8 protein-coding genes and 1 riboswitch are annotated in these 15100 nt (G+C 33.2%); of the genes, 3 read left to right on the top strand and 5 right to left on the bottom strand.

What is annotated here, in order from left to right; translation table 11 throughout:
* The first annotated feature begins 1 nt into the window (after position 1).
* Together ACJJV4_RS15110 and ACJJV4_RS15105 are read left to right on the top strand one after the other, a co-directional pair.
* Entirely contained in the window at positions 2–742 is a 741-nt protein-coding gene (locus ACJJV4_RS15110; RefSeq protein WP_405295927.1) for a tetratricopeptide repeat protein, read from the top strand.
* A gap of 50 nt (positions 743–792) precedes the next feature.
* Positions 793–3933 (top strand): CHAT domain-containing protein, encoded by a 3141-nt coding sequence (locus tag ACJJV4_RS15105; RefSeq protein WP_405295925.1) that lies wholly within the window; start codon positions 793–795, stop codon positions 3931–3933.
* A 21-nt stretch (positions 3934–3954) separates the two neighbouring features.
* On the opposite strand, the gene ACJJV4_RS15100 is transcribed toward ACJJV4_RS15105, so the two are convergent.
* From ACJJV4_RS15100 to ACJJV4_RS15085, 4 genes are all read right to left on the bottom strand, one after another.
* Positions 3955–5160 carry a polysaccharide lyase family 7 protein gene (locus tag ACJJV4_RS15100; RefSeq protein WP_405295923.1) on the bottom strand — a complete coding sequence of 402 codons (1206 nt, stop codon included), beginning with the start codon at positions 5158–5160 and terminating at the stop codon, positions 3955–3957.
* Positions 5161–5244: 84 nt separating this feature from the next.
* On the bottom strand, positions 5245–6417 hold the full coding sequence (locus ACJJV4_RS15095; protein ID WP_405295921.1) for a trans-sulfuration enzyme family protein: 1173 nt from the start codon (positions 6415–6417) through the stop codon (positions 5245–5247).
* A 266-nt stretch (positions 6418–6683) separates the two neighbouring features.
* Complete coding sequence (gene thrA, locus ACJJV4_RS15090; RefSeq protein WP_405295919.1) at positions 6684–10082, bottom strand: bifunctional aspartate kinase/homoserine dehydrogenase I; 3399 nt, start codon at positions 10080–10082, stop codon at positions 6684–6686.
* Between the two features lie 123 nt (positions 10083–10205).
* Positions 10206–11480 carry an O-acetylhomoserine aminocarboxypropyltransferase/cysteine synthase family protein gene (locus ACJJV4_RS15085; RefSeq protein ID WP_405295917.1) on the bottom strand — a complete coding sequence of 425 codons (1275 nt, stop codon included), beginning with the start codon at positions 11478–11480 and terminating at the stop codon, positions 10206–10208.
* A 130-nt stretch (positions 11481–11610) separates the two neighbouring features.
* A riboswitch (SAM riboswitch) is annotated at positions 11611–11735 on the bottom strand.
* Between the two features lie 304 nt (positions 11736–12039).
* Between ACJJV4_RS15085 and ACJJV4_RS15080 the strand changes: the two genes are divergently transcribed.
* Positions 12040–12570: a hypothetical protein gene (locus ACJJV4_RS15080; protein WP_405295915.1), complete on the top strand. Its 531-nt coding sequence runs from the start codon at positions 12040–12042 to the stop codon at positions 12568–12570.
* Positions 12571–12753: 183 nt separating this feature from the next.
* On the opposite strand, the gene ACJJV4_RS15075 is transcribed toward ACJJV4_RS15080, so the two are convergent.
* Positions 12754–14958, bottom strand: a complete 2205-nt coding sequence (locus ACJJV4_RS15075; protein WP_405295913.1) for a RecQ family ATP-dependent DNA helicase — start codon at positions 14956–14958, stop codon at positions 12754–12756.
* Positions 14959–15100: the final 142 nt, after the last annotated feature.

Here is a 15100-nt window from a genome sequence, read left to right as displayed (position 1 = left end):
AATGATTCCAGAAAAAGATTTAGACTTAATTACACGTTTTTTCGACTTAGACCTATCTCACGAAGAGTTAAAGGAATTTGAAAAAAGAATATTGCTCGATATAAAATTTCGCGAAAGATGTGAAGCTTTTAAGGCAGCCAACGATATAGTAAACACGACTTATCCAGATAAAGATAAACAGACAAGAACAGAAAAATGGAAGCCCCTATTAAACGATAAGGAAACAACAATAGCGACAAAAAAAACACCATGGAAATGGATTGCTGCTATTGCGGCAGGTTTTGTTATAACATTTTTTATTTGGCAACTTAATTCTACATTTCAAGAACCCAACTTAAATAAACTAATTGCTAGTTCTTGGAGTAAAAAAATTGGTTTAGATTTTAATACCATCCGTAGTACTAAAAAAGATTCTTTAAAAAGCCTCGTTAGTATTGCTTACAATACTTATAGTGACATGAATTACCAATCTACCATTAACTTACTTAGTGATTATAAAGCGGACACTATTTATTATGAAGATGTTTTACTGCTTAGAGCCTTATCTTTTTATAAAAAAGAAGAATCTGATATTGCTCTAAAAACATTAGACACACTTTCTAAATACCATACAGGAAAAAAATCTAAAGTAGCAAATTGGTATAAGGGCCTTATTTACCTTGAACAAGGCGATATAGAAACTGCCAAAAAATTTGTAGAATTACCTAAAAACAAAACTGAAGAATTGAAACTAAGAGAGTGAAAAGTAAAAATATCTAGTAACAAATATTTTTAACGTTTTCAATACTTATCATGATGAATAAGCATCTATTTTTCTTTTGGATCTTAGTTAGTTTTCTTTTTACACCTAATTTTTATGCTCAAAAAAAAGCTGATACCTTAGCTGCTTCTATAAATTACAAAACAGCGGATTCACTTTTAAAGAAAAGAGATTTTAATAAATCTGTTCTCTTATTTAATGAAGCCCTTACTGTATATAAAAAAACAGGTACTTTCAAAAAAATAGCAGATTGTTATTATAAATTAGGCTATTGCTACGAGGAATCTTTAGATTATAATAACGCTCAAAAATTTTACGAGAAAAGTTTAAAGCTTAAAAAAGAAAAGCTATCAACAAACCATGAGAGTATTTCGATATCGCTTTCGGGTTTAGGACGATTAAATTTTATTCAATCTAACTACAAAACGGCTTTAAGTTTTTTTGAAGAAGCATTAACGGTTTCATTGAAGGCACATAAAGAGACCGATGAAGTTATAGGAAATAAATACAATAATATAGGCCTCTGTTATTATAATCTAGGAGACTTACACACCTCACTAAAATACCTAGAAAAAAGCTTAAATATTGATATAAAATCATTAGAAGAAGACCATATTAATATTGGCTTTAGTTACATTAATATCGGGCTTATTTATTTTGATCTTATGCAAGATGATAAGGCTATGATGTATTACCAAAAATCTTTACCCTATTTTGTTAAAAATGATTATTATAAAGGGATTTTAGGTGTTTACAACAATACCGGAAACATACTAAAATCTCAGGGAGAATTAAATAAGGCTTTAAATTACTACCAAAAAAGTTTAGCAATAACCCTGGAGCACTTTAAAGAAGATGTTTCTTTACTCTCTTTAATTTACATGAATATTGGCAACACATATAGAATGCTAGGCGCCTATGATGATGCTTTAATATATTTAAACAAATCTTTAGAGTATTACAAAGCTACTTTAGATAAAAACCAAGATAAAATAGCAAAACTGTATGACAATATTGGCTCGCTATATGCTTCTAAAGGAGAATACCTTACAGCTCTAAAGTATTCTAAAAAAGGAATAAACATTCATGAAAAATTAGGTAATCATCTTGAAACAGCATATTCCCTAAAACTGTTAGGAGAGCTTAAGTATAAATATGAATTTTATAATGAAGCTTTAAATTATAATCAAAAAGGACTAAAATTAACTCAAGAAATATATGGAGCCACACATTTACTAACTTCAAATTTTCACTACAATATAGGCATTACACATTATAAAAAAGAAAACTACAAAATTGCTTTAAAACATTTAGATAGCGCTCTTATTTCGAACTCTAAAAAGGTAAATGATAAAGAGCTCTTTAATCTTAACAATTATTTTGATCACCAATTATTATTAAAAACGATATATAAAAAAGCACAAACATTACAGCTAAAATCTATTCAAACTAAAGATAACGAGCTGCTAGAACGAAGTGCAACACTATACTATCAAGCAGATCATGTTATAGACTATATCCGCGAATCTATAAATAACCACCAAGATAAATTAGTTTTAGCAGAACAAGCAAAAGCAATTTATGCCGATGCTATTGCTACACATGTATTACAATATAAAAACACAGCAGAAAGCAAACATTTAATAAACGCATGGCACTTTACTGAAAAAAGCAGATCTAATACTTTAAAAGATTTACTTAATGATACTAATGCTAAAAACTTCTCAAACCTACCAAGTGAACTCATAGATTTTGAAAAAAGCATCAAATCAGATATAGCATATTATCAATCACAAATTGTCGCAGAACAATCTGAAAACATTTTAGATACAGATAAAATTAAGAACTTTGAAAACGAATTATTTACTATTAATCAAAAAAAGGATTCTTTAATAAAACGACTTAAAAAGGACTATCCAAAATATTATCAATTAAAGCATAAAACAGAGTCCTTTTCCGTTAATGATATTCAAGATAAAATAAATAATAGAACAACGGTATTAGAGTTTTTCTCTACTGAAAGTAAAATCTATGCCTTTACAATTTCAAAAAATGATATTTCAATAAAAGAATTAACAATTTCTGAATTAGATAAAAAAATTGAACACTTTAATTCATCAATTACTTCCGAAAATTTAAATGCTTATAAAGAAATAGCATCAATTTTATATCAAGAACTTATTAAACCCCTAGATGAAAAACTGATAGGTGATGAATTAATAATTATCCCAGATGATATATTATGGTATTTAAATTTTGATTTATTACTCACAAATAACAACAATCAAAACAGTAGAGAACTCCCCTATTTATTAAAAAAGTATGCCATTTCTTATTCCAATTCGGCAGATTTATTATTCAATCCTATAATAAAAAACGCTTCAGAATCTAAAACCTTAAAAGAGTGTCTCGCCTTTTCATATTCAAACGCTCCTAACTCTAAAAAATCTAGTAAAAAGAACACCTCTCTTACTAGCGATATTAAAGAAGATTTACCTGGTGCGAGAAAAGAAATTGACATGATATCTAAAATTATAGATGGTCACTATTATTATGGAGCTAATGCCGTAGAATCTACCTTTAAACAAAATGTAAAAAATTACAGTATTTTACATTTAGCCCTACATGGTGACGTTGATAATAAAAAACCCGAAAACTCTAAATTATTCTTCACAAAAAGTAACGACACCATAGAAGACGATATTTTATATAATCACGAACTTTTTGCTTTGGATATTCCTGCAGATCTTGTTGTACTAAGTGCTTGTAATACTGGTATAGGCGAAATTGCTAACGGAGAAGGCATAATGAGTTTAGGAAATGCTTTTCAATATGCAGGAGCCAAAAGTTTACTATTAAGCAAATGGGAAGTACATGATAAAAGCACGCCTGAATTAATGAAATGCTTTTATTCAAACCTAAAAAAAGGCATGAATAAGCCCAAAGCACTCCAACAAGCTAAATTAAAATACCTGGCTAATACAGAAGCCTTTTACACCAACCCATTTTATTGGGGAAGTTTTTATATAATCGGTAACACAGATGCAGTAGACTTTAAAAATAATTCGGACAATACATATTATTACATTCTCGCATTTATAATATGCTTGTCTCTAATATACTTAGTTTATAAAAAAAAAACGAAAGTAAAAAATCAATCGAAAAAAACTTAAATCCTTTGTACCCTAGCGATATTAATTACTGGTATGGCTTTTTTCAAGTGAATAAAAAGTAGCCTGTACATAATCATCTGCATCTCCAGTATTATTTTGATTATAAACACCTGCCTTAAAATACATATACTGTCCACCAACATCATAACCACTATTAGCCATATCAATAGTCTTTACAATATCTTCCTTTCCTTCTCTAGAAATAGTAACCGTTAAAGCATTACTTACTACTTTTATATTATAAGAGAATTTTTCATCTAATGCAATACCATCACTTGGGTTAGAAGCACTACTGCTTCTAGAGCCAATTAAATCATACCATTGTTCACTACCATATCCATCCCTAGGTTCGTGAGCAAAATATATAGATCCCAAAGCATTATCTTTTAATTTTCTATAATAAAGACGAATAGGCTCATCATCATTGGCATGAATTTGTCCCACAATAACACGGCCAACTTGGCTATCACTTCCCGTTGTTGTTACATGGTTTACAGAAGCTGTAGCACTCATCTCTCCATCAAAACTTGCAGCATTCGTTTTATCTGCTGTTGGAGCAGATCCAAAAACCCAATTATTCTTATTTACACCTTGCGTACTAATACTTGTATTAATACCTCGTAGCATTTCACGTAATTCAACACGCGTATAACTTGTATTTACAGACGTTTTAAAACCAGCTATAGGGCATTTAAAAACCATACCACCATCTGTAGCAGTATAAAAATAGGTGCCATTTTCGTAATCTGCATTTATTTCAGCAACAGTTATAGTCAAAGCGGTACCATTTCCTTTATTTTCCGGGATACTTAAGTTCCATGTAGATAAATCAAAATTTTCAGATGGTGCTGCGCTCGCATCTAGAATCCCAGTACTTGCAGCCTTGGCCGCCTGAGTAATTGTTATATTTCTTGAAATATCACCTCCAATAACGCTTACAATACCTGTACGAGAAGTGTTGTTAGGGTTTGCCGTTACAGAGACATTGATAGAACCATTATTAGTCCCACTTGTAGGAGACAAAGTTATCCAATCATTATTATTAGCTGTGTACCAATACAAATTAGCCGTTACTGCTATTGAGTTCGTTTCTCCACTTGCTGAAAACTCAGAAACTGCAGATACATCTAAGAGATCAACCTGCTCTTCTCCTCCAGATTCGCTTGAACTGCAATTAAAGGCAACAGTTAATACTAAAAACGCACAAACAATATTTAATAATTTCATGATCTAAATAATTTTTATAAAAATACCACCTTAAATTATGAGAAACTAAAAAACAATGGCTATTCAGTAAACTATATGTAAAATTTAATCAAGAGCCTGCTCTATATCGGCAATAATATCATCAATATGTTCTAAACCTAAAGAACAACGCACCATACCATCAGTAATACCTGCAGCTGCTTTTACAGACGCTTCAACTTTAGCATGCGTTGTACTTGCTGGGTGTGTTACAATAGTTCTAGTATCTCCTAAATTAGCAGATAACGAACACATTTTTATACTATCAAAAAACGACTTTCCACCTTCTATACCACCTTCAACTTCAAAAGCCACAATACTTCCTCCCATTTTCATTTGCTTTTTAGCAATGTCATATTTAGGATGCGACTTTAAAAACGGATATTTCACCCATTTTACTTTAGGGTGTGCTTCTAAGAATGTAGCCAATTTTAATGCATTTTCACAATGTCTTTCAACTCTAATCGCTAAAGTTTCTAAAGATTTAGATAATACCCAAGCATTAAACGGACTCATAGACGGTCCTGTTAATCTAGAAAATAAATAAATTTCTCGAATCAATTCTTTTTTACCAACCGTTACGCCACCTAACACACGCCCTTGTCCATCCATTAGTTTAGTAGCAGAATGAATAACCAAATCTGCACCAAATTTTATAGGTTGCTGTAAATACGGCGTCGCAAAGCAGTTATCTATAACAAGCAGTAAATTATGCTTTTTACAAATAGCACTTAAAAGCTCTAAATCCAACACATCAACACCCGGGTTTGTAGGTGTTTCAGCATAAATAAACTTCGTATTTGGCTGTATTAAACTTTCTATGGTTTCAACTTCATTGATATTGAAATATGAACATTCAATATTCCATTTCGGAAAATACTTAGTAAACAAACCATGCGTAGCACCAAAAACAGAACTGCAAGACACCACATGGTCTCCAGCATCCAACAACGTTGCAAATGTAGAAAACACAGCAGCCATACCACTTGCAAAAGCAAAACCAGCCTCTGCACCTTCCATTTTACAAACCTTATCTACAAATTCGTTTACATTAGGATTGCTATATCTACTATATAAATCGCGTTGTTTCTCTTCCGCAAAAGACGCGCGCATCTCCTCAGAATCTTCAAACACAAATCCGGACGTTAAGTACAAAGGTACCGAATGCTCCGAAAATTGTGTATTTTCACTCTGTGTGCGTATCGCTTCTGTTTCAAAATGTTTTTTCTTCTCGCTCATTGTATTTTCACTATTCAATAAAGGTAAAAAACCCTCAAAGATTTATTTTTAATATTTTTATTTGGGCATTCCCCTATCGGGTCGGGCTTTCCGCTATATCTTTTTTGAGAAAAACAAAAAAGGATGCCGCATCAATCCCTAATGCACTTACCTGCTATGGTTTGTTTTAAAACCGACAGGGTTTTGGTTTTCTTCCAAAGACCTATTAGATTTTAAAAACCTAACAAATCTGAAATTTCCGCCTTCGCAGAAATGAAAAAACAAACCTAATTAATATGCTTAGATAATCGTAAAATATCACCAAATACACCACGTGCTGTAACCTCAGCTCCAGCACCTGCTCCTTGAATCACGATAGGCTGTTCCCCGTAACTCTCAGTAAATATTTCAAAAATAGCATCCGAACCTTTTATTTGCCCTAAAGTACTATCATTTGGTATAGATACGAGCTTCACTTCCAAAACGCCTTTATCTTGAGATAAATCTCCCGATAAATCACCAATATAACGCAATACATGCCCTGGCTCTTGTTTATCCTTTATAGCTTGATATTGTTCATTTAAAACATCTAATTGTCCTAAAAACGATTCCACAGATATATTTTGATACGCTTCTGGAATTAAATTCTGTACCGAAACATCTTCAAATTCATTATGCAAATCTAACTCTCTCGCTAGAATTAATAACTTTCTAGCCACATCATTTCCTGAAAAATCTTCTCTAGGATCAGGTTCTGTAAAGCCTTTGTCGATAGTTTCCTGAATAATTTCACTAAACGGTTTATTTTCAACAGAAAAATTATTGAATAAATAACTCAACGTTCCCGAGAACACCCCACGAATTCTAGTAATATTCTCACCAGACTCGTGCAATAACTTAATAGTATCAATTAACGGTAAACCTGCGCCAACCGTAGTTTCATATAAATATTGTTTCTTATTTTCTTTTAACTGAACACGTAAATCTTTATAAAATTTATGAGAAATGGTGTTTGCAATTTTATTAGAAGATACCAAATCGAAACCAGCCTCTATTAAAGGGATGTAGTTTTCATAAAAACTTGGACTCGCCGTATTATCCACTGCAATTAAATTTTCTAAATGATTTGTTTTTGCAAAAGCAATAATATCCTCAATAGAACTTTCTGTTTCTACCGTTTTAATAGCATCCTCCCAATTAGCATCAACACCATTTTTACTTAAAAGTTGTTTTTTAGAATTCGCAATAGCAAACACATTTAAGTTAATCGCTTTACGTTTTTCAATATCGCTTCTGGATTTTAAAATCTGATTAATCAAAGCGCCTCCAACACCTCCGTGTCCAAAAATGGCAATGTTTATCTTTTTAGAAATTCCGAAAATCTCACCATGAATCACGTTCATAGCTTTATGTAATTGCGATTTTTTAAGCACTAAACTTATATTTCTTCCGGTAACCGTATTGTTAAATAACAACGGCGTAATCTGGTTTTTGATTAGCGCATTAAATGGTTTGTGGAACGAACTCAATTCGATACCAATAATTGAGATTACAGACACATCGTCCACAACATCAATTTTATTTACATCCTGAGAATAGAAATCGTTTTCAAACTCACGCTCTAAAGCAATTACCGCTTGCGTAGCTTGGTTTGCATTAATTATCAACCCTATACCACGCTCTGACGATCCTTGAGAAATGATGCTAACACTAATATCATGGATACTTAGCGCTCTAAAAATTCGAGCATCTACACCACTTTTACCCAATAATCCACGCCCCTCAAGGTTTAAAAGTGCTACGTTATCTAGAACAGAAAGCGATGTCACTTCTTTAGCACTTGGTTTTGCGGTAATTAAGGTGCCTTCATCTTCTGGATTAAAGGTATTTAAAATACGTAAGTTAATATTTTTTTCAACTAAAGGAATGATGGTTTTGGCATGCAAAATAGTGGTTCCAAAGTTAGCTAACTCATTCGCTTCACTAAACGATAATTCTCTAATTTTTTGAGCATCGGCAACCAAATCTGGGTTTGCTGTGTAAATACCGTTTACGTGTGTATAATTTTGTAACTCTTCAGCATCTAAATAATTTGCAATTAACGCTGCTGTGTAATTACTTCCATTTCTACCTAAAGTCGTTGTTTCTTCTTTTAAGTTTGAAGCAATAAAACCTGTAATTACATTTACAGCATCTTTATGTGCTTTGAAAAAAGCAGTGACGTTATCTTTAGATAATTTAGCAATAGGAATTGCATTTCCGAAGTTCTCATCCGTTTTTATTAGTGTTCTAGAATCTACCGCATTAGACTTTATACCTTTTTCATTCAATAAAGCTGCAACCATTTTAATAGATAATAATTCGCCTTGTGCTAAAATAGTATCCTTAATCTTTCCGCTGTAATCTCCAAGTAAACTAACACCTTCAAATAATTTATCAAGAAGAGTAAACTCTTCAGTAAAATCAATAGTTTTTAAAGGCTCTTTTTGATAGGTTTTAAACGTTTCAAGTTGTGCTTTATAATCTATGCCCTTTGCAGCAAGATTTAAAATAGCTTCCAACTCATCGGTAGCATTACCACGCGCTGAAACGACAACCGAAATTTTATCGCCATTATTAACTTTATTTTCAATAATGGTAATTACATTACTCAATCCTTCGCCATTGCCTAAAGATTTGCCTCCAAACTTTAATACTTTCATTCTTTTCTTTTTTGAATCTGGCACAAAAATGCCTTCTATAATTTTTTCTAATTGCTCGTATTCCATTAAAAACGCATCGTGACCGTGTACCGAATGAATTTCGTTGTACGTAACATTCGGGTTGGTTAATGCTAACTGTTTGTGTGTTTCTCTATTTTCTTCAGCTGTGAAAAACAAATCGGAATCGACACCTACAATATGGATATTCGCTTTAATATTTTCTAAAACATTAAAGTCTTCTGGTCTGTTTTTGGTAACATCAATTGTTCTAAGCAACTGATTCATTAATTTATAAGCTGAAAGCTGAAAACGTTCTTGCAACTTTTTACCGTGATGTAACAACCAACTTTCTACATTAAAAATCTCTAAATCTACATTTTTAGAACGATGAAAACGTTCTTTAAAAGATTCTGGAGTGCGGTAACACAACATGGCGTGCATTCGCGCATCGTGCACCGGATTTTTTGAATTTATTAAAAACTGTTCTTGAATCTGGCAGTTTGCTATAAGCCAATCGGTAGATTTCCAATCGGTTGCAATAACCACCAAATTTTCGGTGAAATCAGGTTGTAATGCCGCCATTTCCCAAGCAATTCCACCTCCTAAAGAACCTCCAACAGCAGCAAAAAGCTTTCCTATTTTTAATTCCTTTAAACCTAGCAAAAATATTTTTGCGACATCGCGTGCTATAAAATCCTTGTAATTTTCAACAACAAAGCCGTCGTAACTATTTCCAGGAATATTGAATGCTAAAACGCTGTATAGTTTTGTGTCGATTACTTTATCATCGCCAACTAAATCTAACCACCAGCCATCTTCGCCAGCAACATCACTGTTTCCGGTTAAGGCATGATTTATTAACACAATAGGTGCGCTACCCAGTGGTTTTCCAAACACTTGATAACTTAAATTAAGTTCAGCATTAAGCACATCGCTTTCAGTGCGATAATTTTTAATAGTAATATGTTGCAATGGGTGCTTCAATTCTTTATGTTTTTAAAAACGACTAAGTTTTTATTTAACCGACACCATTTTTAAAATCGTGTAGGTTTATTTTATTTCCTGCAAGATCGCAAAACCTTGCAGGATGATGTATTATTTTACTAATTATATCGTTGCAAAAGCAGCTTTTAAATCTGCTTTTAAATCTTCGATATCTTCAAGACCAATAGATAGACGCACTAAATCGCTAGACACTCCAGCAGATTCTTGTGCTGTTTCATCTAATTGTTGATGCGTTGTACTTGCTGGGTGAATAATTAAAGACTTTGTATCTCCAATATTAGCAAGTAAAGAAAATAACTTGGTGTTATCAGCAATTTTCTTAGCAGCTTCAAAACCACCTTTATGCCCAAAAGTGACTAAACCACTTTGTCCTTTTGGAAGATATTTATCTGCTAAAGTTTTGTATTTACTGCTTTCTAAACCAGGATAGTTTACCCAAGCAATCTCCTCTTGAGCCTCTAACCATTTAGCAATCTCTAATGCATTTGCACTGTGTTGCTTAATTCTTACTGGTAAAGTCTCTAAACCTTGAATAATTTGGAAGGCGTTAAACGGACTTAAAGCACCACCAAAATCACGTAAACCTTCTAATATTAATTTAAAAACATAAGAAGCCGCACCTAAAGTTTCGTAGTATTTTAATCCGTGGTAACCTGCAGAAGGCTCCGTAAATTCAGGGAATTTTCCGTTAGCCCAATTAAAAGTTCCACCGTCAACAATAGCACCACCTAAAGACGTTCCTTGCCCTCCAATATATTTAGTTAAAGAATGAATAACAATATCTGCTCCGTGCTTTAAAGGATTTAATAATACTGGCGTAGCCACTGTATTATCTACAATAAAAGGAACTCCTGCCGCTTTAGACTGTACTGCAATAGCTTCTAAATCTAAAACATCTAATTTTGGGTTTCCTAAAGACTCCACAAAAAATGCTCTTGTATTATCTTGCACTGCTGCTTTAAAATTCTCTGGGTTAGAAGCATCTACAAACGTAGTTGTGATACCAAAACGAGGTAAAGTTACACTCAACAAGTTGTAAGTACCACCATATAAACTACTAGACGCTACAATATGGTCTCCAGATTTTAAAAGTGTTAATAACCCCGTTGAAATTGCTGCTGTTCCTGAAGCAAAAACAACGGCTCCAACACCACCTTCTACAGCCGCTAAACGATCTTGTAAAATTTGGTTAGTTGGGTTGTTTAAACGTGTATAAATAAAACCTAGTTCTTTTAATGAAAACAGGTTTGCTGCATGATCTGAGTCGTTAAAAACATATGATGATGTTTGGTAAATTGGCACTGCTTGTGTTCCTCCGTTTGCTTTAACGTCGTGGCCTGCGTGTAATGCGTTTGTTGATAATTTGTGATCACTCATTTTTCTTATTTTTTTAGTTAATTGATTGCCGCTTTGTGCGATTAAGTAAAAAGTCAAATTCACTTTAAAAAAGTGTACTTAATAGAAAAATGTTATAAGAAGTTTTAAAATTGCAGAAAGCAATTCTTGTTAGTTATCTATCCAAACACCAATAAATGAATTGGTAATTTAAGTAGAATTTAGCACCTTCATTACTAAGTGTAAAGGGTTGCTAAGGCTTCAGCGGGTCTATCCCTCCACCTTTCTTGATAACATTTCAGTAAGTTTTTGAACTTTGTGAATGCAAATATTCAATTAATTAAGGTTAATATCCAAATTTTTAGCAGAAAATTTTAAAGTTTTATGATTATCATAACGTTTTGCTGTTTTAAAGGTTATGCCTCACAATATATCGACTTTCTATATTATTATTATTTCCTAACTAAACATCTCTTAGTATCTTGAAAATAAATAACTTCGCCTTACGATTCGAAACAAAAATCTAGCTAAAATTTTAACTCCTTTCGCGATGTCGAAATAGCAAAAAATACTGCCATAACCTCATTAACCAAAAGATAAAATGAAAAACACCTTAATTATATTTTCACTTATAATCCCACGATTATTGTGTGCTGATGCATGGGATAATTTAACCTTACAACAAGCAGAACAAGTCTGTAAATTTTTAAATACCGATCCCTATATTTTGGATTATTGCGATTGCTGTAACTATGAAGGTGAATACGCTACAAAAATCTATTTGATGAAGGTGAAATCAACCCAAATTATAACGTGTGAATGGAACTCGGAATACTATAGCGTAAGAGCCGATGTTGATATTTTGGCAGAAATTCCATATACAAAAGAAGGACCAGACATTAATTATGCTCACCGATACAAATCGAAAGAAGAGCTAGTAATAACCATGAATTATACATGGGCATATAACGAACAAAAGAAAAAGGCTGCGCCTATATACACAATTATTCCCTACGATATCTACGGAGAAACAAATCCTAACTCGGGTTATTGCAAAGCGTTTACAAATTTCCCAAGTCCGAAATACATAAAGAATAGAAAGTATAAAAAATGGTATAATAAAATATTTTAAATGTAATATAATCCAATAGCTTACCTCTGCAAGTATAAAACATGAAGTTAAAGACTTAACCAAACATCTACAAAAAATGCGTTAGGGATTGAACGGCATGTTTGAAATCCTGTTTGTTTTTCCTAAAAAAAACAAACAGATTGAGTAGTGAAAGCCCGACCCTTTTCGGGTAACGCCCAAATTTTAGTTAGCTACTTCGCTAATAAATTTTATACGGTATAATCTAAGTTCTTCATCGTCGTAATCGCCATCAAATTCTTCAATAGCATCAGATATACTATCGGTACTAGACTCCATAAAATACTCGTGAATTTCCTCTTGCTGATCTTCATCGAGAATATCGTCTACCCAATAGGTAATATTTAATTTAGTTCCAGAGTATACAATGGCTTCCATTTCTTTAATGAAATCTCCCATAGACATCCCTTTTGATGATGCAATATCGTCTAGCGGTAATTTACGGTCTACATTTTGAATAATATATAGCTTGTTTGCAGAGTTGCTTCCGGTAGATTTCACGACCAAATCATCGGGACGCGTAATATCGTTATCTTCGACATATTGCGCTATGAGCGCCACAAAATCTTTTCCGTATTTTTTAGCTTTTCCGTCGCCTACACCATGTACATTACCAAGCTCGGCAATGGTTACTGGGTATTTAAGCGCCATATCTTCCAATGATGGGTCTTGAAAAACAACAAATGGAGGTACGCCTAGCTTTTTGGCATTCTTTTTCCGTAAATCTTTAAGCATACGCATTAAAGTGGCATCGGCAACGGCATTTGCGCCTTTTGCTGCTGTAACCACTGAGCCATCTTCTTGAGCGCCATCAAAAATGTGATCTTCCGTCATCATAAAAGATTCTGGATTTGCTATAAAATCGCGACCAGCATCTTTTAATTTTATAACACCATAGGTTTCAATATCTTTTTTAAGAAATCCGGATACTAATACTTGACGTAAAAGTGCCATCCAGTATTTATTATCGCGTGCTTTCCCTTTTCCAAAAAAGTCTTGGTCGTTTGTTTTATGCGAATTTATAAGTGCATTTTCTTTACCGATAATAACGTTTACCAAATCTTTAGATTTGTATTTCTCGTTTGTTTTAGAAATAGTTTCTAATAGAATTTTAACTTCGTCTTTGGCTTCCACTTTCTTTTTAGGATGCCTAACGTTGTCGTCCATATCACCACCTTCTCCGGTTTCAGTGTCGAACTCTTCCCCAAAATAATGCAGAATAAATTTACGTCGAGAAATTGAAGTTTCTGCGAAAGCAACAACTTCTTGCAGTAAAGCATGCCCAATTTCTTGCTCGGCCACAGGTTTCCCTGACATGAATTTTTCAAGCTTTTCAATATCTTTATAAGCATAATAAGCTAAGCAATGCCCTTCACCACCATCGCGACCTGCACGACCGGTTTCTTGGTAGTAACTTTCTATACTTTTTGGAATATCGTGATGGATTACAAAACGCACATCGGGTTTATCTATTCCCATACCAAAGGCTATGGTTGCTACAATAACATCACAATCTTCCATTAAGAATTTATCTTGATGGCTGGATCGTGTTTTGGCATCTAAACCTGCATGATAAGGCAGAGCGTCTATACCGTTTACTTGTAAAACTTGCGCCAACTCTTCTACCCGCTTGCGACTCAAGCAATATATAATTCCCGATTTACCATCGTTTTGCTTTACAAAACGAATAATATCGGCATCTACATTTTTAGTTTTTGAGCGTACCTCATAAAATAAATTTGGCCTATTAAAAGAAGCCTTAAAGGTTGTTGCGCCAGAAATACCCAAGTTTTTAATAATATCTTCTTGTACCTTAGGAGTTGCGGTTGCGGTTAAGCCAATAATGGGAATATTATCACCTATACGCCCGATAATATGCCTTAAATTTCTATATTCTGGTCTAAAATCGTGTCCCCATTCACTTATACAATGCGCCTCATCGACCGCCATAAATGATATTTTTACAGTACGTAAAAACTCAACATTTTCCTCTTTTGTTAACGACTCTGGAGCGACATATAGTAATTTGGTTACCCCATTTACAATATCTTCCTTTACGCGTTTAACTTCGGTTTTATTTAGAGATGAATTTAATACATGTGCAACGCCTTCTTCATTCGAAATCCCTCGAATAGCGTCTACTTGATTTTTCATTAAAGCAATTAATGGTGATACCACAATTGCTGTACCTTCTTGCATTAACGCAGGCAGTTGGTAACATAGCGATTTACCGCCACCTGTTGGCATAATCACGAATGTGTGATTGCCCGAAATAATACTTGTTACTACATCTTCTTGTAGTCCTTTGAATTGATTAAATCCAAAATATTTTTTTAAGGCACTGTGTATTTCTTTTTTAACTGTCAACATGAATTGTATAAATTATTTTTCACCTGTAAATTGTAAACACACAAAGCCTATTAATTGCTATCAATTTCATCGTGTATTTAGAGAGTCTCAATCTTTTTTTCGTTAGTTTTGCAACGAAAAAAACAAGTTAAAATAAAATTAA

The organism is Algibacter sp. Ld11, assembly GCF_045066735.1.
Lineage (GTDB): Bacteria > Bacteroidota > Bacteroidia > Flavobacteriales > Flavobacteriaceae > Algibacter.
This window is presented reverse-complemented; position numbering and strand designations above follow the sequence as displayed.